Origin of the sequence: Haladaptatus paucihalophilus DX253 (assembly GCF_000376445.1) — an archaeon.
Classification (GTDB): domain Archaea; phylum Halobacteriota; class Halobacteria; order Halobacteriales; family Haladaptataceae; genus Haladaptatus; species Haladaptatus paucihalophilus.
The window spans coordinates 293,838-316,765 of sequence record NZ_AQXI01000004.1 but is presented as its reverse complement, the minus strand read 5'-3'; the positions used below and the strand labels follow the sequence as shown (position 1 = coordinate 316,765).

The 22,928-nt window shown below is 60.0% G+C and carries 19 protein-coding genes; 11 read left to right on the top strand and 8 right to left on the bottom strand.

The features are described from left to right. Positions 1 to 26: 26 nt before the first annotated feature. Positions 27 to 1,205 (bottom strand): M24 family metallopeptidase, encoded by a 1,179-nt coding sequence (locus tag B208_RS0121915; RefSeq protein WP_007981281.1) that lies wholly within the window; start codon positions 1,203 to 1,205, stop codon positions 27 to 29. A gap of 998 nt (positions 1,206 to 2,203) precedes the next feature. Here B208_RS0121915 and B208_RS0121900 point away from each other — a divergent pair. The 4 genes from B208_RS0121900 to B208_RS0121870 all read left to right on the top strand — a co-directional run bounded on the left by B208_RS0121900 (position 2,204) and on the right by B208_RS0121870 (position 7,258). Then, a complete protein-coding gene (locus B208_RS0121900) occupies positions 2,204 to 3,583 on the top strand; it encodes an orc1/cdc6 family replication initiation protein (protein ID WP_007981284.1) in 1,380 nt (459 codons plus the stop codon). A gap of 1,292 nt (positions 3,584 to 4,875) precedes the next feature. Further along, the gene (locus B208_RS23160) at positions 4,876 to 5,193 is read left to right on the top strand and encodes a hypothetical protein (RefSeq protein ID WP_007981287.1); all 318 of its coding nucleotides are present in this window, start codon (positions 4,876 to 4,878) and stop codon (positions 5,191 to 5,193) included. Between the two features lie 779 nt (positions 5,194 to 5,972). Then, positions 5,973 to 6,845, top strand: coding sequence for a ParA family protein (locus B208_RS0121875; RefSeq protein WP_049805668.1), 873 nt, complete (start codon positions 5,973 to 5,975; stop codon positions 6,843 to 6,845). Then, a complete protein-coding gene (locus tag B208_RS0121870; RefSeq protein WP_018129155.1) occupies positions 6,842 to 7,258 on the top strand; it encodes a hypothetical protein in 417 nt (138 codons plus the stop codon). Before B208_RS0121875 ends, B208_RS0121870 begins: the two co-directional genes overlap by 4 nt. A 603-nt stretch (positions 7,259 to 7,861) precedes the next feature. Here B208_RS0121870 and B208_RS0121865 read toward each other — a convergent pair. The 5 genes from B208_RS0121865 to B208_RS0121845 all read right to left on the bottom strand — a co-directional run bounded on the left by B208_RS0121865 (position 7,862) and on the right by B208_RS0121845 (position 13,456). Continuing rightward, a complete protein-coding gene (locus B208_RS0121865; RefSeq protein ID WP_007981290.1) occupies positions 7,862 to 8,878 on the bottom strand; it encodes an AAA family ATPase in 1,017 nt (338 codons plus the stop codon). Between the two features lie 471 nt (positions 8,879 to 9,349). Next, positions 9,350 to 10,156, bottom strand: coding sequence for an ABC transporter permease (locus tag B208_RS0121860; protein WP_007981291.1), 807 nt, complete (start codon positions 10,154 to 10,156; stop codon positions 9,350 to 9,352). Then, positions 10,153 to 11,178 (bottom strand): ABC transporter permease, encoded by a 1,026-nt coding sequence (locus B208_RS0121855; RefSeq protein ID WP_007981292.1) that lies wholly within the window; start codon positions 11,176 to 11,178, stop codon positions 10,153 to 10,155. Before B208_RS0121855 ends, B208_RS0121860 begins: the two co-directional genes overlap by 4 nt. Beyond that, positions 11,175 to 12,263, bottom strand: a complete 1,089-nt coding sequence (locus B208_RS0121850) for an ABC transporter ATP-binding protein (protein WP_007981293.1) — start codon at positions 12,261 to 12,263, stop codon at positions 11,175 to 11,177. The genes B208_RS0121855 and B208_RS0121850 overlap by 4 nt, the downstream gene beginning before the upstream one ends. 53 nt (positions 12,264 to 12,316) lie before the next feature. Further along, complete coding sequence (locus B208_RS0121845) at positions 12,317 to 13,456, bottom strand: ABC transporter substrate-binding protein (protein WP_007981294.1); 1,140 nt, start codon at positions 13,454 to 13,456, stop codon at positions 12,317 to 12,319. 364 nt (positions 13,457 to 13,820) lie between these two features. Here B208_RS0121845 and B208_RS0121840 point away from each other — a divergent pair, with 364 nt between their 5' ends. Further along, positions 13,821 to 14,987 carry an NAD(P)/FAD-dependent oxidoreductase gene (locus tag B208_RS0121840; RefSeq protein ID WP_007981295.1) on the top strand — a complete coding sequence of 389 codons (1,167 nt, stop codon included), beginning with the start codon at positions 13,821 to 13,823 and terminating at the stop codon, positions 14,985 to 14,987. Between the two features lie 39 nt (positions 14,988 to 15,026). Here B208_RS0121840 and B208_RS0121835 read toward each other — a convergent pair whose 3' ends face one another. Both B208_RS0121835 and B208_RS0121830 read right to left on the bottom strand, forming a co-directional pair. Next, a complete protein-coding gene (locus B208_RS0121835) occupies positions 15,027 to 16,256 on the bottom strand; it encodes a M20 family metallopeptidase (RefSeq protein WP_007981297.1) in 1,230 nt (409 codons plus the stop codon). Between the two features lie 12 nt (positions 16,257 to 16,268). Beyond that, positions 16,269 to 17,606, bottom strand: coding sequence for an acetyl ornithine aminotransferase family protein (locus B208_RS0121830; RefSeq protein WP_026178020.1), 1,338 nt, complete (start codon positions 17,604 to 17,606; stop codon positions 16,269 to 16,271). A 249-nt stretch (positions 17,607 to 17,855) separates the two neighbouring features. Between B208_RS0121830 and B208_RS0121825 the strand changes: the two genes are divergently transcribed. From B208_RS0121825 to B208_RS0121800, 6 genes are all read left to right on the top strand, one after another. Further along, positions 17,856 to 18,356 (top strand): Lrp/AsnC family transcriptional regulator, encoded by a 501-nt coding sequence (locus tag B208_RS0121825; protein ID WP_007981301.1) that lies wholly within the window; start codon positions 17,856 to 17,858, stop codon positions 18,354 to 18,356. Between the two features lie 271 nt (positions 18,357 to 18,627). Then, positions 18,628 to 19,545, top strand: coding sequence for a CoA transferase subunit A (locus B208_RS0121820; protein ID WP_007981303.1), 918 nt, complete (start codon positions 18,628 to 18,630; stop codon positions 19,543 to 19,545). Next, positions 19,542 to 20,306: a 3-oxoadipate--succinyl-CoA transferase subunit B gene (locus B208_RS0121815; protein WP_007981305.1), complete on the top strand. Its 765-nt coding sequence runs from the start codon at positions 19,542 to 19,544 to the stop codon at positions 20,304 to 20,306. The genes B208_RS0121820 and B208_RS0121815 overlap by 4 nt, the downstream gene beginning before the upstream one ends. Beyond that, positions 20,306 to 21,469, top strand: coding sequence for a thiolase domain-containing protein (locus B208_RS0121810; protein WP_007981307.1), 1,164 nt, complete (start codon positions 20,306 to 20,308; stop codon positions 21,467 to 21,469). The genes B208_RS0121815 and B208_RS0121810 overlap by 1 nt, the downstream gene beginning before the upstream one ends. After that, on the top strand, positions 21,466 to 22,443 hold the full coding sequence (locus tag B208_RS0121805) for a 3-oxoacyl-[acyl-carrier-protein] synthase III C-terminal domain-containing protein (RefSeq protein WP_007981309.1): 978 nt from the start codon (positions 21,466 to 21,468) through the stop codon (positions 22,441 to 22,443). The genes B208_RS0121810 and B208_RS0121805 overlap by 4 nt, the downstream gene beginning before the upstream one ends. After that, positions 22,443 to 22,862, top strand: a complete 420-nt coding sequence (locus B208_RS0121800) for a Zn-ribbon domain-containing OB-fold protein (protein WP_007981311.1) — start codon at positions 22,443 to 22,445, stop codon at positions 22,860 to 22,862. The genes B208_RS0121805 and B208_RS0121800 overlap by 1 nt, the downstream gene beginning before the upstream one ends. Positions 22,863 to 22,928 lie beyond the last annotated feature (66 nt).

Genomic DNA, 22,928 nt, shown 5'->3' with positions numbered 1-22,928 from the left:
GAAACACCCCCTTTCCGAGTCCTCGATTACGACGTGAAGAGGCGTCGCGGGAAATCGGCCAGCACTTCGGCACCGTTCGAGGTGACGCGGAACGTCTCGCTCAGCTCGACCCCGAAATCGTCGAACCAGAGGCCCGGAATCATGTGGAAGGTCATGTCCTTCTCCAGCACCGTTTTGTCGCCGGGACGCATGCTGGCGGTGTGCTCACCCCAGTCCGGCGGGTATCCCAGTCCCATCGCGTAGGCGATTCGGTCCTCCTTTTCGAGGTCGTACTGTGCGATGGTGTCCCGCCAAACCTTCTCGACTGACTCGCAGGTGACGCCGGGTTCGACGGCATCGAGCGCGGCTTCGAGTCCTTCGACCACCACATCCGCCGTTCGCTGAATCTCGTCCGGAGGGTCGCCGACGAACGTCGTCCGGGCGAGCGGCGAGTGATAGCGGTGCCGACACCCGGAGAGTTCGATGATAACGGGGTCGCCGTCCTCGAACTCCCGGTCGGTCCACGTGAGGTGGGGTGTCCCCGTGTGGTCGCCCGAGGGCATCAGCGGAACGATGGAGGGATAGTCGCCGCCGAAATCGTCGGTACCGCGGATGAGACCGTCGTAGATGGCGGCGGCTGCCTCGTACTCGGGAACCCCCTCCTCGATGGCGTCGAGTCCGGCCAGCATCGCCTCCTCGGAAATGCGCGCCGCCTCGCGCATGTAGTCGAGTTCCTGCTCGCTCTTCTTGATTCGAAGCCAGTTGACGAGGAGCGTCGCGTCCTCGAAGTCGGCTTCGGGGAGGTTCTTCTGGAGTCGCGTGTAGGATTTCGCGGTGAAGTAGTAGGCGTCCATCTCCAACCCGATGTCGCCGTCGTCCACGTCGAGGTCTTCGAGAACCGCGCTCAAGTAATCCATCGGATGACGGTCGTACGGCGAGTGAACGTAGTCGTCGTCGTACGCCCGAATACTCTCCTCGTCGAGCCACGTGGTTGCCCGTGCGCCGTTGGCGTCCATGCCGCGACCGACCCACACGAGTTCGTCACGTTCCAGGGAGACCACGACAGCCTGATGGACGTAGAACGACCAGCCGTCGTACCCCGTGAGATAGTTCATGTTCGCGGGGTCGGCCACGACGAGCGCGTCGAGTTCCGCTTCGCGCAGTCGCTCTTTCGTCCGTTCTAAACGCCGTTCGTACTCGCTGTCGTCGAAGATAGTTCGTTGCATGCTAACGACACTCATCTAACTAGTCGTGGAATAGCTGTTTAACTTTTTTGTGTACGAAGGAAACAGAACGTGTGTACACTGCGGCTTGGCTTGACCGCATAGCGTTCTAGCCATCGCCCACGTGACGAATTCGAGACGAAACGGAAGTGGGTAGTTTCCGATTCTCCCGATACGCTCTGTTTCTATTCTCGCCATCAACCTATTCCACCTATTCTAACTATTTCACCTATTTCCCAGGAGTTAACTACTCCATCCATTCTCCGGGGACCATCTCTGTCACCGCTTTCTCTGCCGCCGCTTTCTCTGCCGCCGCTTTCTCTGCCGCCGCTTTCTCTGCCACTTCCCTATACGCTCTACTTCTCCCATTCTTCCGTACTCGAAGACAACGAGACGATGATTGCAGAGCAAATCACTGGTCTATCGACAAACACGATTGGCCTATCGACAAACACGATGGCGGCTTCGGGTACCCGTCTGTGGTCCGTTCAGGTATCGATTCAGTTGCGAACGTGGAAAATTGTAATCCGGAGGGAATCTCGATGGGACGAATTCTTAACACCCCGAGAGTCGAAGGGATTACTGTCCACGATGCCCCACCGGGATTCCGACTACACGCCATTATCACCGATGGCAACGGAAGCGCTCACACATCTGCGTACTCGCTTCGGTTCAAGTGAGTCGTTTACCTACGAGCAAGCAGGTCGAGTGCTTCGAGAGCACGATATCGAGAGCGTACTCGTCGACGACCTGCTCGAAACGCTGTTGCTTCGAGGGTATCTCTACGAAGTCGGCGACAACTTGCGTATCACGGATTAGCTCGCACGGTGATATTTCGCCGATTCTTCGGTTCACGGTTTTAGACTTCGGTTGCGGTCCGCACCCAGTATTACAAGTCCACCATTTGAGATGGTAAAACTACTCTCTTCGAGCAGTTAGACTTCGACATAGGTAGTTTTTTATCCGTAGTCTTGTTGCTTTTTGATATGCCAGACGATGACATGGAGACACCGGACGACGCTCTCTCGGATAGCATCGAGGGAACCGCGGCCGACCCACCGACGGCCGACGGCTCCGGTCAAAAAACGATTCGTGAGCTCCTCGAGGAGGACTCCGGTAAATCGGTTTTCGTGAACCGGAACCTCGTCGAACCGGATACCATCATCGACGAAGAACGTATCGTCGGCCGTGACGACCAACTCCAAGCGGTCGTCGCCTATCTCAAACCGGCCTTGCGTGATGAGCGACCCCCCAATATGCTTCTCTACGGTCCCTCCGGTACCGGGAAGTCCCTCATCGTCAATGCCGTCTGCGGACAAATCGTCGAGCTCTGTGAATCACAGGATATCAACTTCGGTGTTATCAGTCTCAACTGCCAGCCGATCACCACCCTTGACCGTGCGGTCTACAAACTCGTCGAAACGGTCGCGAAAGACGTGGGCGTCAAAACCGGCGTTCCGGCAACCGGCGTCTCCACCGAACAGAAGTACGAACGACTCTACGACCTTATCAACACGTACTACGATTCGGTCATCTTCATCCTCGACGAAATCGACCTCCTCGTCGGTCGGGAAGACGAGCCCGCGTATTCGAAACTGCTCTATCAACTGTCGCGCGCGGGGAAGACGGACACCATTCACGGGACGGTGTCCGTCGCCGCCCTGACGAACGACCCCAAGTTCATGGAGAACGTCGACGGGCGCTCGGAGAGTTCGTTCAACCCCGAAGACATCCCCTTTTCCGACTACGACGCGAACCAGCTTCGAGAAATCCTCGAACATCGTCGCGACGCCTTCCGAGCCGGGGCTCTCAGTGATGATGTTATTCCGTTGGTCGCGGCGTTCGCCGCCCAAAGTCACGGTGATGCCCGCAAAGGAATCGACCTCTTCCGGAAAGCCGGTGACCTCGCCGACCGACAAAACGACGAGATGGTAACGGAATCGCACGTCCGAGACTCACAGGACGAAGTCGATAAAGACCGCATGCTGACCCAAATCGAAGGGCTCTCCACGCAAAAGAAGATCTCACTCTATGCAACGGCGGCCGTCGCGGTACATACGGCCCACGCCACGACGTCCGTCCCGAGTCCCGTCGGGTATCAAGTCTACAAGTGGATCACGGAGCTGTTGGACGCCGACCAGATGACGCGCGAAACGTACATCAAGTACGTCAAAGAGCTCAACACGTACGGAATCGTTGACGCCGAGCGGAAAAGCCGTGGCCGCGGTCAGGGAATGCACATGGAGTTTTCTTTTTCGGATAATCCCCAACCAATTCTCGATCTGCTCGCGGAAGATTCCCGACTTTCGGCGATAGCCGACGAAACGGACCACCTCAAGACCATCGCGCAAACGAAGATGCAGAGATTCAAGAGTTCGTGAACGACGGATAGCAGACGGTTACAAACCCCTGTGTCGAAGTGTAACTGCCAGCAGCAGTCGGTGACAATCTCGGAATCGTTCGTTACCACCCCGTGTTCGAAGTGTATCGTTTTCCATGCCAACGGGAATGTCGAAAAGTGAATAAACCCGAAGTCAGCAGATAGGTGCCGGTTCTCGGCCCAACTCACCCCGTCGCCGAAGTGTAACGATGGACGAAAAGACCCCGTTATCGAAGTGTAACGGACTGCGACGTCGAGACGCCGCTGCAATTCTCGTCCCGTCACACCGCTTACCCCGTTATCGAAGTGTAAATTGGAGAAGAAACCGACAGCAAGCATCGACTTACTGGTCGTTGTCAACCCCGTTATCGAAGTGTAACTCAACACCCACCCAGTGGTTGTGATACATCGTGTTCTTGCTTTCAACGGTCATTGTCGGTATGAAGAAGGCACGTTCGAACACCCACCCCGTTGTCGAAGTGTAACAGCCGATTCGTGAGCGAGATACGCCGGGGAACCACGATCGACGGTTGCAATGTGTTGCCCACAGGTTCTCCTAGGGCACGTTTCGAAGAACGGTCCGACGAACAGTTGTATACCGTCTACTGATGAGGATGTCGATAAGGCGATGAGTAAAACTAGAGGCGTTGGCAGTAGAGGGCTATCGTTCGATGAGCGGATCTCGGCCTAAAATCGAGGCGACCCCTTGAAAGAAAAGGAGAGTGACGTCACCCCCACCCCGTTATCGAAGTGTAACTCTCGTTTGGAGAGGGGGGGTGACAATACGCTGCTCTCGTCTCTCTAGAACCCTCTCCAAACTCATTTTAACTATTACGAATTCTAGTTTGCGGATACTGTTTCATCTCCATTGAGTTAAATCTTTCTTTTCTATATACTATAGTCGAATATGCTGTTTTTCGGCCTTAGAACCACTTAGTACCCGTCTTAGAACTCATCTTAGAATCCATCTGTCTCCAATACGTCCACAGCACCGTCTTTTCCTCTTTCTCATCCGCCCTCCCGTTCTCAACACCTCCCCCATCACTCGTCCGTTTACACTTCGATAACGGGGGGAGGGGGTTGCGGCCGAATTCGGATGGATTCCGACAGGCCGGCAGGTCAGCGCCACGCGTAACGTTCCAAGGAAGCGTGTCGCTTTGGGCCTGAGCGTCGATGGCCTCGACGAGAACCCGGCTTTCACCGCTCGGTTTAACCAACAACGCAACGAGTCTGCCATCCGTGTTGGTTAAACACCCGTCAAACACACGCCAAACACCCGTCATCCATTCATCCATGACCTACTCGCCACCAACTCCACCGCAAGACCTTCCGACTGATTTCGCCGAAACGCTCGACGAGTGCTCACCCGAACTGCTCCGATACGTTGCCAGATACGCCACGGAGTTGGCCGAGTATCGAGAGCGCGAACGACGACTGGCCGAGCGAGAGGAGGAACATGCTCAGGAGCGACCTGATGACCTCCCCGACGATGTTCCTTCCAGAGCTACGATTACGGTGAAAGAGATCAACGACAATCGCTACTACTGGCAGTGGCGCGAGGGCGACAAAATCAAATCCAAATACAAAGGACCGGTCGAATTCGATGCGTAAAACAAGGAGTAGCAGTAGTGAGTAGAAGCGGTTGCTGTTGAGGGAAATCGTGCTGTCAGAAAAATCGAGAGCGGTAAGACTTCAATTTATCCACCTACGAACTTCTTTCCCTTTACTCTAACAGTGGCCATTCGGTCGATGCGTCGGGATATCCCTGTAGAGATTTTCTCCGGGGTACCTCCTTGGGTGCACCGTGTTGCGAAGACCGCGTTTCGACGATGGTGTTACTGCACACTGTCCAGCTGACCTCTCTGGTGTAGATTCACGAGGTAGCCTCTCTACCTACTGCAACTATTGACATTTAGCCACCTATTCCTTTTTGTTGGCCTGTTTCGAGACTAGACCGACAGTTTGAACGAGCACGACCGATACACGCTCACTGATACCGTGTTCACTGATACCGTGTTCACTGACATTTTGTCCACTCTCCTTCGTTACAATAGGTCTCCCTAACTTACAATAGGTGCCTCCGGTACCTTTGCTACTACTCCTGTACCACCTATTCTCGCCTAGCCATCTATCTTCGCTAACTTCGGTGGCTAATCTCCTCCGTTCGTATTCAATGGTCGGGTACCGATGGTAGCTCCAATAGGTAACTCAGCTACTGAATCTATCTTCCCCAAGCTACCTATTGTAGTTCAACCATCTACTTGCGGCAAGTTTATGTCTCCTTGGCGAGATGGCTATCTCAACCGCCGAAGTAAGCAAATACCATACAATAGGTGGCTGGTGTAAATGAGGTACCTATTAAAAACGACATTCCGGCGGCCGGGGACACAATGGTAGCTAACGTAGACACTCCACGCGCTGTGAGCGTAGTCATCTTGAAAGGCGGCGTCGGCAAATCAACGATTTCGATGAATCTTGCACGCCAACTGACAGAGCGTGGCCGAGTGTTGTTTGCCGATCTCGATCCAAACGGCCACGCAACCAACGGTCTCGGCTTCGGTGATGTCTACCGAGGTGAGACCAACCTCGGCGATGTCATCCTCGACCACGGCAATGCGACCGCCGCCGACCTCGTTCAGGAGACCGATTTCGGTTTCGACCTCCTCCCATCCTCGGATTCGCTCGAAGACGTCGAAAAAGACCTTGCAGGTGCACTTCAGGGGTCCGCACGGGTTAAAACGAAAATCGTCGATCCGCTTCTCGGGGAGCGATACGACTACATCGTGTTCGACTGCCCGGCCTATCCCGGAATGCTCAACAACAACGCGCTGGTCGCATCTGGAAACGTAATGATCCCCCTCGAACCGGGGTCCAGCTCCATCGGTGGGTACAAACGGACGATGGAGCGGCTTATCACTCCCTCGCGGGAGTACATCGATATCGACGTTCTTGCGCTCGTCCCGAACAAACTCCGTGAGCGAATCGACCAGCGAACCGAAGACCGCGAACTTCTCGAAAACCTGAATACGGCCGAGGCGACGGAAGGGAAAGTTCCGAACTTTGCGCGAATCACGGTTGACGAGTTCGAGGCGATCGACGAGGGCGAGATACAGCCGCCGAAACCCGGTATCCGATACAGTGCATCGCTTTCGAAATCGCTGAAAGAACATCAACCGCTCCTAGATTACGACCCCGAAAACAGCCAACTCGAGAACTTCGAGGAACTGGCCTCCATCGTCGTCAACGGTGGTGTCGAGCGATGACCGATGCGAATCCCTTCGACGATTTGGGTGCCGTCGAAAGCGATGAGACCGATCAGGGGGCTGGTCAGGGGGCATCCGAGTCTTCCCACGAACCCTCCGTGAAATCGGAAACCGATGCTCCTCCCGAGGAGAACTCCCCAGAGGCGACGCAGGCACGATCCACGAACGAGTCGGCGACGTCGTCCGGGCCCGCGTTCGAATATTCGGAGGTTCGACAACGACCACTGTACGCGCGAGGCGACACGTGGGGCGAATACGAGGATGCAGTCGGGATTACGGTCGTTCCGGAACTTCGACGCCAAGGAATCCGAGATGAGGAAAAGCGTGAAATCCACGATGCCGTCCTGACGCTTGCAGCGGAAGAACCCGAGCGTCTCGTCGAAATCATCGCCGAGCGAAGACACCGATCATAGACGGCGTAGCTCGCTATTCGAAGTGCGGTTCGGTACCGCTGCAACGGTGTTCGAGTGTTTTTCGGAATATCGTCTTGGTTGAAATCCGGAACAGATGTCACCGTCTCGGATAGGGGACCTAATCGCCGGAAATCACGGGCTGGCGAGAACGACAATAGATTCTATAGCTCTATTTGATATACCGTTGCTCGCTATCGTGATAGACCACAACTTCAGAGGTGCGCTAATTTTGGCGCGGTTATCGACTTGGTTGGGGATTTCTATCCGACACTCGCGCTATTCTGAAAACGTCCCCATCGGAAAAAACGCCCCCGTCAGGAATCACGTATACGTGGGAAAATCGACTGGCCCCGGTCTCAACGCGACCCCCATTCGGACTTTCGTCGGCTTCGCGTTCGTTCTGTTCCCCCTGGCTACACCTTCATCGCCACACTCTTCCCGGAAGCCGGTGGCTCCCCGGCGGGGACGAGCGACGGTGACGAGCGGGACGAGTCGACCCCGAGCTATCACGAATCGAGTCGTTGTGAGTTCTAGAACGTGACGAAACAAAGTGACGCCTTCGTAGCTGCACACGACCGGATTGAGCACCTGTGATTCGAATTTTCAGTCGATATTGGATAATTTTGCGGTTCCGACATCGGTGTCGATCGTGTCTCCGTTTTCACTACTGTCGTCGGTTACACTACTCGGTGGGGCGACGCTGTCCAACAAATCACGGACGACATCGACCGGCGAGCGGTCGCTCAACTCCGCCTCGGTGCTCAAGACGAGGCGATGGCGCATCACGGGAACCGCCAGCGCCTTCACGTCGTCGGGAATCACGTAGTCGCGGCCGTGAATCGCGGCGCGGGCCTTCGCGGTGTGGAGCAGTGCGAGCGTCGCGCGCGGCGACCCGCCGTGCGCGAGGTCAGAGTGCGTCCGGGACGCGCTCACGAGCGATTGGATGTAGGATTTGACCGACTCGGCGACGTGCACGGTTCGCACCCGCTCGCGCGCGTCGAGGATGTCGTCGGCGCTGACGACCTGAGAGAGGTCCGTCGGATTGAGATTCGGCGTCTCGTTAAAGCGGTCGATGAGCTGTATCTCGTCCTCATCGGAGGGGAGGTCCACGGTGAGCTTGCACTGGAATCGGTCGCGTTGCGCTTCGGGCAGTTCGTACGTGCCCTCCATCTCGATGGGGTTCTGGGTGGCGATGACCATGAACGGCGACGGCAGCGACAGGGTGTCGCCTTCGATGGTGACGGTCCGTTCCTGCATGCCTTCGAGCAGTGCGCTCTGTGTTTTCGGCGTGGCGCGGTTGATCTCGTCGGCGACGAGTAAATTCGAAAAAATCGGACCCCGCTGGAGGCTAAATTCGCCAGTCCCTTCTCGATAGACGTGAGTGCCTGTAATATCCGCTGGGAGCAGATCCGGCGTCATCTGAATCCGATTGAATTCAAATCCGGTCGTGTGCGCGAATGCGTTCGCAATCGTCGTTTTGGCAACACCGGGAACCCCTTCGAGAAGGATATGGCCTCGTGTGAATAGCGCGATAGCGATTCCCTCGATAACATCGTCATTACCGATGAGAATAGTGTTCATCTCCTCCGTGAGCGTAGAGTAGATTTCTTGGGGATCCATCTTTACCGGAACTTCGGGAGCAATATGGATAAATCAATGGCCCAGTAGATAAACTCAAGGTCTATCCGTTACTCGGACTGCTTCACGGTGCGTCGTATCGATACGCACGTCTCGGACTGCTCTTTTCGCTCAAGTACTGCCATCGCACGCATCACCTCACGGTGTTCTTGTACCGTCTCCGCTGCTCGCAACTGCTTTCGGAGACTAGCAGGTTCACTCGCAAAGCTGGCAGCCTGACCCGAGTTCATTCATCCGTGATTTTCGACCCTCAGAAGACCCGAAGGGACTGCGTACCGCTGTGGATGATATGCGTGGAGATGGGCAGTTCGATAGCGAACGAAAATGGCACGGGTGAGGTTCCGTTCCCATCACTCTGTGCTGTCTACGTGTCACCCTTTGTCGTCCAAGTCTATGCTCTTCGGACTCAGCTGGCGTTTTTCCAGCGAGAAACGGAAAACTCCCGGCGACGTCTCAAAGCCCCGATTTGAGGATGAGGTTCTTGCCGAGGAGGAGGTCCAATGTGAGCGGGACGGCCACGGTGATGAGCATCAGCACCGTCGCCATCGCGTTGATCATCGGCGTGATACTGGTGCGAACCATCGTGTAAATCTCGATGGGCGCGGTCGAGGTCGCCGGTTGGACCCAGAACTGGGTCGCCGTGAACTCGCCGAAACTGATGACGAACGCGAGGAGCATTCCCGCGGCGAGCCCCGGCGCGATGAGTGGCAGGGTCACCTCGAAGAAGGTTTCCAGTTCGTTCGCGCCGAGCGTCATCGCGGCCTCCTCGACCGACTGGTCGAATCCGTAGAGTTGGGCTCTGACGGTCACGAAAATGTAGGGTAACACGAGCGTCGTGTGGCCCGCGATGAGGAACAGGTAGTTCTTCTGAAACCCCATTTTCGTGAGGAAGGCCGTCAGCGCCACGCCGATGACGACCGGGCTGATTATCATCGGCAGGAAGAGCACGCTCGATAGGATGTTCTTCTTGGGGAACGACCGCCGGACGAAGCCGAGGGCGGTTATGGTGCCGACGATGCCCGCACACACCGACGCGCCGAGCGCGACGATGAAACTGTTCTTGAGCGCCGTGAGCATCCGGTCGCTGTTGAGGAACGTCTCGTACCATTTGAGACTGAATCCCTCTGGTGGGAACGTCGGAAACTTCGACGGTTGGAACGAGATGATGACCACCGCGAGGAGCGGGAACAAGAGGAACAGGTACACTAACCCGGTCGTCCCCCTGATTGCGTTCCATCCGAGTTCGTCGCGGGTGCTCATTCGGAACCACCTCCGAACACGTCGTCGAGGCCAACGAATCGGTTGAACAGGCTGATGAGGACGAACAACACGAGCAGGTAGACGACGCCCATGGCGCTCGCCAGCGGCCAGTCGAGGTTCTGACCGAAGGTCGTCTCGATAAGGTTGGCGACCATCGTGTTCGACGGGGCGCCCAGCAGCGCCGGTGCCATGTAACTCCCGACCGAGAGGATGAACACGAGAATCACGCCCGCGCTGATGCCCGGGAGCGTCAGCGGGAGCGTCACCTCGTAGAACGCCCGCAGCGGCGTCGCACCCATCGTCTTCGCGCTCTCGATGAGCGAGTCGTCTATCTCGTTGACGCTGTTGTAAATCGGGAGTATCATGAATGGTAGCAACGCTTGCGTGAGCCCCGAGATGACCGCGAGGTCCGAGTAGAGGAACCCGCCGCTCTCGATGCCGACCCACCCGAGCATCGACACGAGGAGGCCCTTGTTCCCGAGGACGAGAATCCACGCGTAGTACCGGATGATGAGTGGCACCCAGAAGGGAAGCACGACGAGGAGGAGGAACGCCGCCTTCCACTTCGAGACGGTCCGGCCCAGGAAGTACGCGGGAACGTATCCGAGGGCGAGCGCGCCCAGCGTGACGAACACGCCGTACTTCAGGGACTGCCAGAGGATGGTCAGATACAGGTTGTTGAACGTCAGCGTTGCGAGGTCGACGTTCTGGGTGAGGATGAACTCGTAGTTGCTCAGCGAGAACTGCTGGATGATGACGCCCCCTGTGCCGCGCTGCCAGAAAGACAGCGTTACAATGTACAGAAGCGGGGCGAAGAGGAACAGAAACATCCAGCCGAGACCGAGGCCCGCTTGCACGCTTGCGAGGATGCTCTCGTGCCGCTTGATTCGGTCGAACGTGCCGGTGACGGGGCCGGACCGAAGTATCGCGGTCCTGATTTTGAACGCCCGCTCGCGGAGGCCGTCGGCTCCAGTCGAGGCCGACTGAACACCGTTTCCGAACGACTCTTGCTCGCTACTCATGCGGGTTCTCTCTCGGGCTTATCGTTTACGAGGAGGAGTTCTTCCGCCGGAATCGTGATGAACACCTCGTCTCCAGACTCGTACTCTTCGACGCCGGTGAAGCCGTGTTCAGCGACTGTCACCTCCTCGCCGGTCGAGAGGGTACAGAAGAACAGCGTCTTCTCGCCGAGATAACTCATCGTCGTCACCGTCGCCGACAGTTCGTTCGCGGCCCCGGTCGAAACCTTCGAGATGCTGAGTTTCTCCGCCCGGAGGAAGGCCAGCGCGGGGTCGTTCGGCGAGAGCGTCTGTTCGGTCGATTCGAGCGTCAGGCCGGAGTCGGTCTGGAGTGTAACACTGTCGTCTTCGGCGGTGACAGTCCCCGCGAGTTTGGTCGATTGACCGATGAACTCGCCGACGAACTCGGACTGTGGGTTCTCGTAGATGTCGAGCGGACTGCCCTGTTGGGAGAGTTCGCCGCTGTCGAGGACGATGACGCGGTCGGACAGCGAAAACGCCTCCATCTGGTCGTGGGTGACGTAGATGGTCGTGATGCCGATCTCCTCTTGGATGCGTTCCAGTTCGATGCGCATTTTCTGTCGAAGAACGCGGTCGAGCGCGGAGAGGGGTTCGTCCATCAAGAGGACGTTCGGCTCGAACACGAGCGCCCGCGCGAGGGCGACGCGCTGTTGTTGGCCGCCGGAGAGTTCGGTCGGGGAGCGGTCCACCATGCCGGGCAGTCGGACCATTTCGAGGGCTTCCTCGACACGGGTTCGCCGTTCTTCTTTATCGACGCCGCGCATCTTCAGCGGGAACCCGACGTTCTCGCCGACGGTCTTGTGCGGGAAGAGCGCGTAGTGCTGGAACACCATGCCGATGTCGCGCTCGTAAGGGGGTTGTTCGGTCACCACCTCACCACCGATTTCGATGGTTCCCGACGTCGGCGTTTCGAGTCCGGCAATCATACGGAGCGTCGTCGTCTTGCCGCACCCTGACGGACCGAGAAGCGAGACGAACTCACCGCGCTCGGCCTCGAAACTGACGTCATTGACCGCACGTACGTCACCAAACCGCTTCGTAACACCGGAGATTTGTACGTAGCTCATGTTATTTCGGGGTAATCGTGTATTTGAATATAATCGGGGCTGTCTGCGACGGCTCAGTAGTTCCCAAGCTTGATCTGCTCGAACGTTTGGGACCACTCTTGTTGGTGTTCGTTCTTGAACTTCATATCCTGGAATTTCAGGTTCTCACCGCCGGACGAGTCGAAGTCCGGGAGCGCCTTGATGTCGCTTGAGGTGACTTTCGTCGCTGGCGGATACCCGATTTCGGGCGCGAGGTTCTTGATGACGTCGTCGCGGTAGGCGAATTCGATGAACTTCTCTGCGGTGTACCGGTTCTTCGAACCCTTGGCGATGGCGAGCGTGTCCGTCCAGCCCATGGCTCCTTCCTTCGGGATACCGTACTTGAGGTTGTCGTACCCCTCGTCCTGAAGCGAGAGGATGCGACCGCCCCACGCCTCGCCGACGTAGGCGGTCTCGTTGGAGAACAGCGACGTCAGTTCCTGTCCGCTCGTCCAGTACTTCTTGACGAGTTTGTGCTGTTCGGCCATCGCGTCGTACACATTCTGTACGCCGTCCTCGTAGGACCCGGCGTCGCCCGCCATCTTGTTCGGGTCCATGCCGAGTTTGAGCGCCGTGGTGAACGTCCGGATGTACGGGACGCCCTCCATGGCGACGTTGCCTTTGAACTGCTGGTCGAAGGTCATGTCCCACGAGAGGCCGTTGGAATCGTCGATGTGGTCGGTGTTGTATGCCATCCCGATGGTGCCGTAGTACAGCGGTGCGGTGTGGATCTCCTCGCCGGGGTCGACGATGAAGTCCTTGAACACTGGCATGAGGTTCGACCACGTCTCGATGTTGTCGAGACGGAGCGGTTCGACGAGGCCCTGCTTCGCCGCCGCGTAGGAACTCGCGGTCGAGGGCATGATGACGTCGTAGGAGCCCTCCGGACTCGACCGGACGTTGGCCAGCATCTTGTCCTGCCCGCCGAAGCTCGACTGCTTGACCGTGACGTCGTACTCCTCTTCGAACGGTTCGATGACGTGCTTGTTGAGGGCCTCTTGGGTCGACCCTCCCCACGAGTAGAACTTCAGCGTATCGGTCATCTCCTCATCGCCGGAGGACGAGCCGTCTTTCGTCCCTCCGTTCTCCGTGCACCCTGCCAGAGCCAAAGAACCGATTGCCGCCGTCGTCCCGGTGGATTTCAGGAACGAACGGCGGTTGAGTTTCTCTATCATACTCTATCGGGCAATCCCATTACTAATACTTAAATTTTTCGTGTCATGGTGGTCACAGTAGAACATTTGGATGGTTCTTTCGTCCAAATTCTAAAATGGAGTGCCGATTAATGGAGTGGGTTGAATCAAGGCTGTCCCACAAATCGCTCGCCGAATCCGAGTATGCCCCAGAGATTCGCCGCCTCCTCGCCGACGAGGGCATCCGAGTGCGACCGCGGTTGTTGCTGTTTGCTTATAGAATTAGTAGCTCAGTCTATAGACTCTCCTATCTCGTGCCGAATAATCGGAAGCATTGTTAATACCTCACCATCTACGACTACGAGACTGCCGCGCGACCATCCGGGTCGGCGTAGCGACCATTTCCATGCAAACGACACGAACCGCGGTAATCGGTGGCGGAATCGTCGGTTCGAGCGTCGCGTACCACCTCGGCGAGACGGCCGACGCGGACGTGACTGTCTTCGAACAGGGTGAACTCGCGGGTGAGACGACGGCCGCCTCGGGAGCGTTCTGCGGCCTCTGGGGCGATGAACCGCCGGCGTATCGCCGCCTCAAAGCGTACGGCGTTCGCCTCTACAACGAGTTCTTCGAGGCCCCGCGGATGAACTCGCCGTACACGCTCGCGCCCCGACTCGGAATCGCTTCGACACCGGAGGAAGCCCGAAAACTGCGAGCCGAGGCCCGCGAGTGCGCCCACGGACCGGTCGAGTACGTTCCCGGCGACAGACTCGACGCGGAACTCCTCCATCCGGGAGTGGACACGTCCACCGTCGAGGGTGCACTTTACCGTCCGAACATCGGATTTCTCGACGCGACCGAACTCGCCGCGGAGTTCGTCACACGAGCGCGGAATCGAGGTGTGACCTTCGAGATAGACACCAGAGTCGAGGACGTGACGACGGCTGACGGCTCCGTTACGGGTCTCGTCGCCGACGGCGAACACCGCGAGTTCGACGCCGTCGTCGCCGCGGCCGGACCGTGGAACACCCGTATCGCGGGATTGGTCGGCCTCGACCTCCCGATTCGACACACCCTCGGCCCGATTCTCATCTTCGACCCGCCCGCTGGCGTCCCGTACGACACGTTCAGCGTCAAACACGCCGAGAGCGGCGTCTATTTCCGCCAGCAACCCGACGGGACCGTCTTCGCGGGACACTACCCCGGCGGCTACGACGAGGCCGGACGCGACATCGACCCCGACGACGCGCCGACTGCGGTCCCCGCGGACCTCCGCGAGAAGATTCGGCGCGTGGTCGAAACGTACTTTCCGTGGACCGAGGGCGCGCGCGTCGCGGACGAGTGGGTCGGCGTGCGTTCGCTGACGCCGGACGCGGGCGCGATTGCCGGGTGGACCGAGGTAGACGGCTTCTACGTCACGGGCTTCAACGCCGCCGGTATCCAACTCGCGCCGGTCATCGGACACGTCGTCGCAGAACAGCTCCTTCGCGGAAATCCGACGGATTACTACGACGCGGTTCGGCTCTCGCGGTTCGATGGCTTCTCCGACGTGTTTCGTGAGCGGGAGGCATGAGGCGTCAGTCACCTCGAACTCCCTGATTGCTCCAGACGCTCACTCGACCAACCGATTCACTGCGTCGGCGACGACCTGTGCGGTCTCGACTACTTCGTCCAGTTGGACGTACTCGCCCGTCCCGTGGACGTTCGCGCCGCTGGGTCCGACGATGACGGTCGGAATCCCGGCGCGGCCGCCGAGGTGGTTGAAGTCGCCGATGCTGGAGAAGTAGCCCACGTCGGGGTCGGTGTCGAACAGCGTGCGGATGCTCTCGAAGAACGGCCGCACGAGCGGGTCGTCCTCGTCGGTCACGTAGGGCTGAAAGTACATGCCCGGCTCCGGCGTCTCCCGAAGTGAAACGTCCACGTCGCTCTCCAAGTCGAGGCTGGCGACGAGTTGCTCCGCGTCCGCGAGGACGGATTCGGCCGTCTCGCCGGGCACAACGTGGCGGTCTATCTCTATCTCACAGCGGTCGGGGACCGAGAGCGGTTCTCCTCCCCCCTCGATGGAGAGCAGGCAGACGGAACCGGACCCGAGTTTCGGGTGCTGGCCGAGTCCCATCCCTTCGAAGGCCGCTGCGAGACGCGCGGCGTCGAGTGCGGCGTTCACGCCCATGTCCGGTTGCGACCCGTGTGCGGACGTCCCGGTAACAGTTACCTCGTAGAGGAAGCGGCCGCGCGCGCCGAGGACGATGGCCGGGTTTTCGATGGTCTGTTGGGTGATAGTCGGCGCAGGTTCGGTGACGACGGCGAGGTCGCAGTTGTCGGTGAGGCCGTCTCGAATCGTCGCGTCGGTCCCGAGGCCGAACGGCCCCTCTTCGTCCACGACCGCCGTGAGAATCACGTCGCCGCGGAGGTCGCGCTTCGAGAGGGCCTCGAAGGCGACGAGGAGCGAGGCGAGGCCACCTTTCATGTCGCACGAACCCTGTCCGTACAGTTTGCCGTCCTCGATGCGGCCCGAACAGGGGTCTTTTTTCCAACCGTCGACGTGCTGCACGGTGTCCATGTGCCCGTTCAGGAGGACGGTCGGCGCGTCGGGGTCGGAGCCTTCGAGGCGGGCGACGACGTTGTTTCCCTCGAAGCCGGTGATGGCCGGTTCGAAGACCGCGTGATACTCGGGGTCGAGGTCACGTTGGTCCAACCAGTCGAAGATGTACGCGGCGACCGCTTCTTCCTCGAAGAACGGGCTCGGAATCCGAACCACGTCCTGGAGCAACTCGACCGTCTCGTCGGGGTCTATCTCGGTTGCGATACCGTCGGCTGTGTCGGATGAGATGTCGGAAGACATAGATGAGGTGGGTTACTCCAGCGCCTCCGCGAGCGCCTCGCCGAAGAGTTCGACACCGACCGTGGCTTGTTCTTTCGTGATGGTGAGCGGCGGCGCGAATCTGACCGTGCTCTGGCCGCACGGGAGAATCATCAGGCCGTGTTCCCACGCGGTGTGCATGACCGCCTCGGAGAGGTCGCCGTCGGGTTCGCCCGTCTCAGGGTCGACGAATTCGGCACCGATCATCAAGCCGAGGCCGCGCACCTCCGCGATTTGCGGGAACTCCTCCGCGAGCGCGTCGAGTTCGTCCATCAGGTGCGCGCCGACCTCGGTCGCGTTGTCCAGGAGGTTCTCCTCTTCGATGACGTCGATGACGGCGTTCGCGGCGGCGGCAGCCACGGGATTTCCGTGGTACGTGCTCGCGTGCGTTCCCGCTCCCCACGTCATCACCGATTCTTTGGCGACCATCGCGGACATCGGGAGGCCATTGGCGATGCCCTTGCCCATCAGGGTGATGTCGGGTTCGACGCCCCAGTTGTCCATCCCGAACCACTCGCCGGTGCGGCCGAATCCGGCCTGCACCTCGTCGGCGATGAGGAGGATACCGTGGTCATCCGCGAACTCGCGGAGGCGTTGGTGGAATCCCTCCGGTGGCACGACGTAGCCTCCCTCTCCCTGTACGGGTTCGACGACGATACCCGCGATTTCGTCCACGGGAACGCGCGTTCGAATCAGGTCCTCGAAGGCGTCGAACGTCGCTTCCATCGCGGCCTCGTCGCTACCGTACTTCCTGGGCTTCGGGTACGGAATGTGGTCCACGCCGGGAACGAGCGGGCCGAACCCGCGCTTGTACTTCGTCTTGCTCGCGGTGAGCGAAAGCGCGCCCATCGTCCGCCCGTGGAACCCGCCCTCGAAGGCGATGAATCGATGGCGGCCCGTGTGGTGCCGCGCGAGTTTCATCCCCGCTTCGACCGCCTCCGCGCCGCTGTTGCCGAAGAACACCTTCTTCGGGGAGTCGCCGGGGGCAATCGCTTCGAGTCGTTCGGCCAGTCGCGTCGGCTCCGGCGAGTAGTAGTCGCAGAACGCCGGGTGGACCAGCACGTCGAGTTGGTCCTTCGCCGCCGCCACGACCTTCGGGTGGCGGTGGCCGACGTTCGTCACCGCGATACCGCTGGCGAAGTCCCAAAAGCGGTTGCCGTCCACGTCGGTCACGTTCAGTCCCTGCGCACTCTCGACGGCGAGCGGGTACGCCCGCGGCGAACTCGGCGAGACGACTTCGCCGTCCGCCTCGACGAGTTGCTTCGCCTTCGTGCCCGGCAGGTCCGTCACGATGTTTGGTCCCTCTACTGACCGACCGTCTTGCTTGCTCATGGCACGGGGTGTGTTGTGGTAGGTATTAAATTATTGGGAAAAGATTGCACCAGTTGGCAATATGGGCGGGTATTATTGGCCTATTTTGTCGTATGGCGGGACTGCGCGCGGGTAGCGGCGACGGTTCTCGCGCCGTAGCGTGAGTGAGTCCCGGATACGACCGCCGTCCGCGACCACTGCTCGACAAATACCGAAGCAAACTCAACAAATTGGAAAGCATTTATGTACTCTATTCGACTTACTACAATCATGGCCGACGTAAACCTCGATGAGAAAGATTTCGAGATACTCCGCTGGTTGGACCGAGAAGGCGACGTGGACTTGGGCGTCGACGAACTGAGCGACAAACTCGGAATCAGTCCCTCGACGGTCTACTACCGCATTGAGAAGTACCGCGAGCAGGGCATCGTCACGGGGAAGGTGCCGCAATTGGACCGGAAGGAACTCGGACTGAACCTCACCGTCATCAGCGAAATCAAGAGTGAGTACGGTCCCGGATACGACGACATCGGCGAGCGTCTCTCGAACATCTCCGGCGTCCAGACGGCGTACTTCATGGTCGGTGAGAAGTCGTTCATCCTCATCGCCCACCTCCGCGACCACGACCACCTCCAGCAGTTCATCGACGACATCATCCACACCGATGGCGTCGCTCACTCGGCCACGAACATCGTCCTCAAGACGTTCAAGGATGAACCCCGTCTCCTCGTCAACTACGACGACGAGGACCTCGAAGCGCTTCGTTCCTGAGCCTCGAAGTTCGTTCTCGACGAACCGTCATTCGAAACGACCTCGTATCTCTTTCCTTTCTTCTCCCCACACTTTCGTTTCCTCTTCTCTCGCATTGCTCTCTCCCTTTTCTCTCGCATTGCTTTCCTTCCCTATCCCGCATGCGCACCACCGTCACGACGACTGTCAACAGGCCCCGTACATTGCTATAGAATCAAAATATCTGGTCTTGATTTGTAACTACTCTTGTGAGGAGAAGATAAATATAGGACTACTACAAACCTGGGCAACGATGACGAAGGTAACAGACTTGGCGAACGCGATATCGGGTGCCGTCGACGACGGGGATAGCGTCTACCTCGGTGGGTTCACGCATCTCATTCCCTTCGCCGCGGGCCACGAGATAATCAGACAGGAGTACGAGGACCTCCACCTCATGCGGGCGACACCGGATCTCGTCTTCGACCAGATGATAGCCGCCGGATGCGCCTCGGCGGTCACCTTCTCGTGGGCGGGCAACCCCGGCGTCGGGAGTCTTCGGGCCTTCCGGCGCGCCGTCGAAGACGGCGTTCCGAACGAGATAACTATCGACGAGTATTCGCACTTCGGCCTCGTCTCGCGCCTCTTCGCTGGCGCGCGGGACATGCCGTTCGTTCCCCTTCGGAGCCTCGTCGGGTCGAGTCTCCCGGAGCACAACGACAGTATCCGAACCGTCAAGAATCCGTTCGCCCCCGACGAGCAGGTCTGCGTCGTCCCGCCGTTGAATCCCGACGTTTCAATCGTCCGGGGGCAGCGCGCGAGTCCCGAGGGCGACGCGCACCTCTGGGGTATCACCGGCGATGTAGTCGACGCGGCCTTTGCCGCCGACACCGTCGTCCTCTGCGTCGAGGAAATCGTGGACACCGAGACGCTCCGAAGCGACCCCAACCGGACCGAAATTCCGGGAACCGTCGTCGATTACGTGGTCGAAGCGCCCTACGGGTCGCATCCGTCCTACACGCAGGGCTACTACGGCCGCGACAACGCCGCGTATCTCGAATGGGACGAGATGTCGAAGACGCACGAGTCAACCCAAGAGTGGCTCGACGAGTGGGTCTACGGCGTCGAAGACCGCCGCGAGTACGTCGAGAAACTCGGTGCCGAGCGCCTGCTGGACCTCGAACCGACCCACGACTACGCCGAACCCATCGACATGGGGCGATACGCATGAGCGACCTCGACTACACCGACACGGAGCTGATGATAACGCGCGCGGCGCTCGAACTGCGGAACGACGACACCGTTCTCGTCGGCGTCGGCGTCCCCAACCTCGCGTGTAACCTCGCCAAGCGGACGCACGCGCCGGATCTCCAGATGATATACGAATCGGGGACCGTCGATTCGAACCCCGACGCGCTCCCGCTCTCCATCGGTGACCCGGTCCTCGCAACAGGGGCGCGAAGCATCGTTCCGATGTACGAAGGTTTCAGTCGCTATCTGCAGTCCGGCCGCATCGACGTGGGCTTCCTCGGCGGCGCACAGATCGACAAACGCGGTAACATCAACTCGACCGTCATCGGCGACTACGACGACCCGAAGGTGCGGCTTCCGGGGAGCGGTGGAGCCTGCGAAATCTCCAGTAACGCCCACCGGACGCTCATCATCACGCCCCATCAGAAGCGCCGATTCCCCGAGGAGGTCGATTTCATCACCTCGCCGGGGTACGTCGAAGGACGCGAGGAGATGGGACTCCGCGGCGGCCCCGAGGCGGTCATCACCGATAAGGCCGTGATGAAATTCGACGACAACGGGGAGATGTACGTGGACACGCTTCACGTCGGCGTCACCCGCGACGAAGTACAGGAGGCCACCGGCTGGGAGGTCCAGTTCGCCGACGACGTGACCGAGACGCCGACCCCCGACGACGAGGAGATTCGACTCATCCGCGAGAAACTCGACCCCGACGGCATCTACACGGGTGGTGGCGACTAGTGCGCGACGTGGCACTCGTCGGCGCGGGCCAAAGTCCCTACGGGGAACACCCCGACGCTGGCATCAAGGAACTGTTCGAGTCGGCCTACGACGCGATGGTCGAGTCGGTCGACCGCGGATTCGACGCGGACGTCCTCGACGGAGCCTACGTCGGCAGTCTCGGCGTCGGCGGCTACCAACTCGGCATCACGGGCGCATCGCTCACGTCGCACCTCGGACTGACCGGTCTGCCGGTCCAGCGCGTCGAAAACGCCTGCGCCTCCGGCGGCTTCGCCCTGCTCGACGCGGTTCACGCCGTCGGGTCGGGCGCGAGCGATGCCGTCCTCGCGGGCGGGGTCGAGAAGATGCTGGACCTCAGCGGCGACCGGTCGAAGTACTGGTTGGGCGTCAGCGGCGACACCGAGTACGAGCGTCTCGCGGGTATGACGTTCGCGGGCGTCTACGCCATCGCCGCCCAGCGATATCTCCACGAGACCGATGCCGAACACGAGCACCTCTCGAGGGTCGCCGTCAAGAACCACGAGAACGGCGCGGTGAATCCCAAAGCCCAGTTCCAGCGCGAAGTCTCGCTGGAGAAGGCACAGGGTGCGCCGGAGATCGCCGATCCGCTGAACCTCTACGACGCCTGCCCGACGACCGACGGTGCGGCCTGTGCGATGGTCGTCCCGGCCGACGAAGCGCACGAGTACACCGACGACCCGGTGTACATCACCGGATTCGGCGGCGGCAGCGACCACCTCGCGCTCCACGACCGGGACACCATCACGTCGCTCTCGGCGGTCCGCGAGGCCGCGAACGACGCCTACGACCGTGCGGGGAGAACCGCCGACGACATCGACTTCGCGGAGGTCCACGATTGTTTCACCATCGCGGAACTCCTCGCCTACGAGGACCTCGGATTCGCCGACCGCGGCGAGGGGTGGCGACTCATCGACGAGGGTCGGACGCGACGAGACGGCGACCTGCCCGTCAACACGAGCGGCGGGTTGAAGTCGAAGGGTCACCCGCTGGGAGCGACCGGTATCGGACAGGTCGTGGAAGTGTTCGACCAACTCCGCGGCGACGCGGGCGAACGACAGGTCGATGGCAGCGTCGCACTCTCGCACAACGTCGGCGGGTCCGGCGGTGCGGCGACCGTCTTCATCTACGAGGTGGACGCATGAGCGTCGGCATAACCGACTACGCCGTCTCGCTTCCGTCCTACCACGTCACCGCCGAGGCGTACGAGGAGGTTTGGGGTCGATTCGCCGCGAGAATCGACCGCAAGACCGTCCTCGCCTACGACGAGGACGCCATCACGATGGCCACGGAGTCGGGGCGGGCAGTCGATGGAGACGGCACGGAGACGCTCACGTTCGCCACCACGTCGAACCCGCAGTCGGGGTCGTTGGCGAGTGGACCGCTCTCGCGGGCGCTCGGTATCTACGGGGCACGCCGGACGCTGGAGTTCGGCAACTCGTGGAAGGCGGGTCTCGAAGCACTCGACGTCGGACTCTCGTTCGGGTCGTCCCTCGTGGTTGCATCCGATGCGCCCGACGCCCCCCGAGACGAGGACGCAGAGCACGTCCTCGGTGCCGGGTCCGCGGCGTTCGTCGTCGGCGACGATCCGCTCGCGGTCCGCGTCGGAAGCGCCCACTACGTGGACGCCTACCTCCCGGCGAAGTTCCGAATGGACGGGCAGGTGACCGACCTCTCGCTCGGCGGATACACGACCGAGGGCTTCGTGGAAGCGCTCTCGACCGTCGTGGACGACGCCCTCGAGGAAGCGAACTGCGCTGTCGAGGATATCGACCACGCGGTGTTCCCGCAGGACGACGTGAAGATGTCGTGGCGCGGCGGTGCTCGACTCGGATTCGACGCCGACCAGATGAGTGCCGGGTTCGTCGTCAAGCGCATGGGATTCGCGGGCGTCGCCTCGCCCCTCGTCGGTCTCGCCGCGGCTCTCGACGCCGCGGAGTCGGGTTCTACAATCCTCGTCGCCGGATACGGGTACGGCCACGGCGCGAGCGCGTTCGTCTTCGAGACGACCGATAGAGTCGAAGACGAGGGCGCGTCGGCTGGCGTCGGTGCCGCACTCGACGCGACCGAGGAGTTGAGTTACGCCGAGTACGCGCGATTGCAGGAGGTGTCGAACTGATGGGAGCACACATCTCGATTCCGATGTACGAGCGAACCGTGGGGCAACGATTGGCGTTCGAGGGCGAACGCTGTACCGACTGCGGGACCATCGCGTTCCCTCCGAAGGGGGCGTGTCCCGACTGCCGAAACGACGAGTTCGAGACGGTCGACCTCTCGGGAGAGGGCACCATCTACTCCTATACCGTTCTCTCGCCGGGTGGTGCGCCGCCGGAGTTCGCCGGGCAGGCGCAGGCGGAGGGGCGGTACGTCGTCGCCATCGTCGACCTCGACGAAGGACCGCGAATCACCGCACAGGTCACGGATGTCGACCCGACCGAGGTGGCGGTCGGTATGCCCGTTTCGGGTCGCATTCGTCGCATCTACGAGGAGGAGGGAATCGTCAGATACGGGTTCAAGTTCGTCCCCGCGACGGAGTGAGTCTCGCCCCGCGATGAGGGCGCGATAATCGGGTCGTCGATTGCCCGTCCCGAACCACGCCACCAC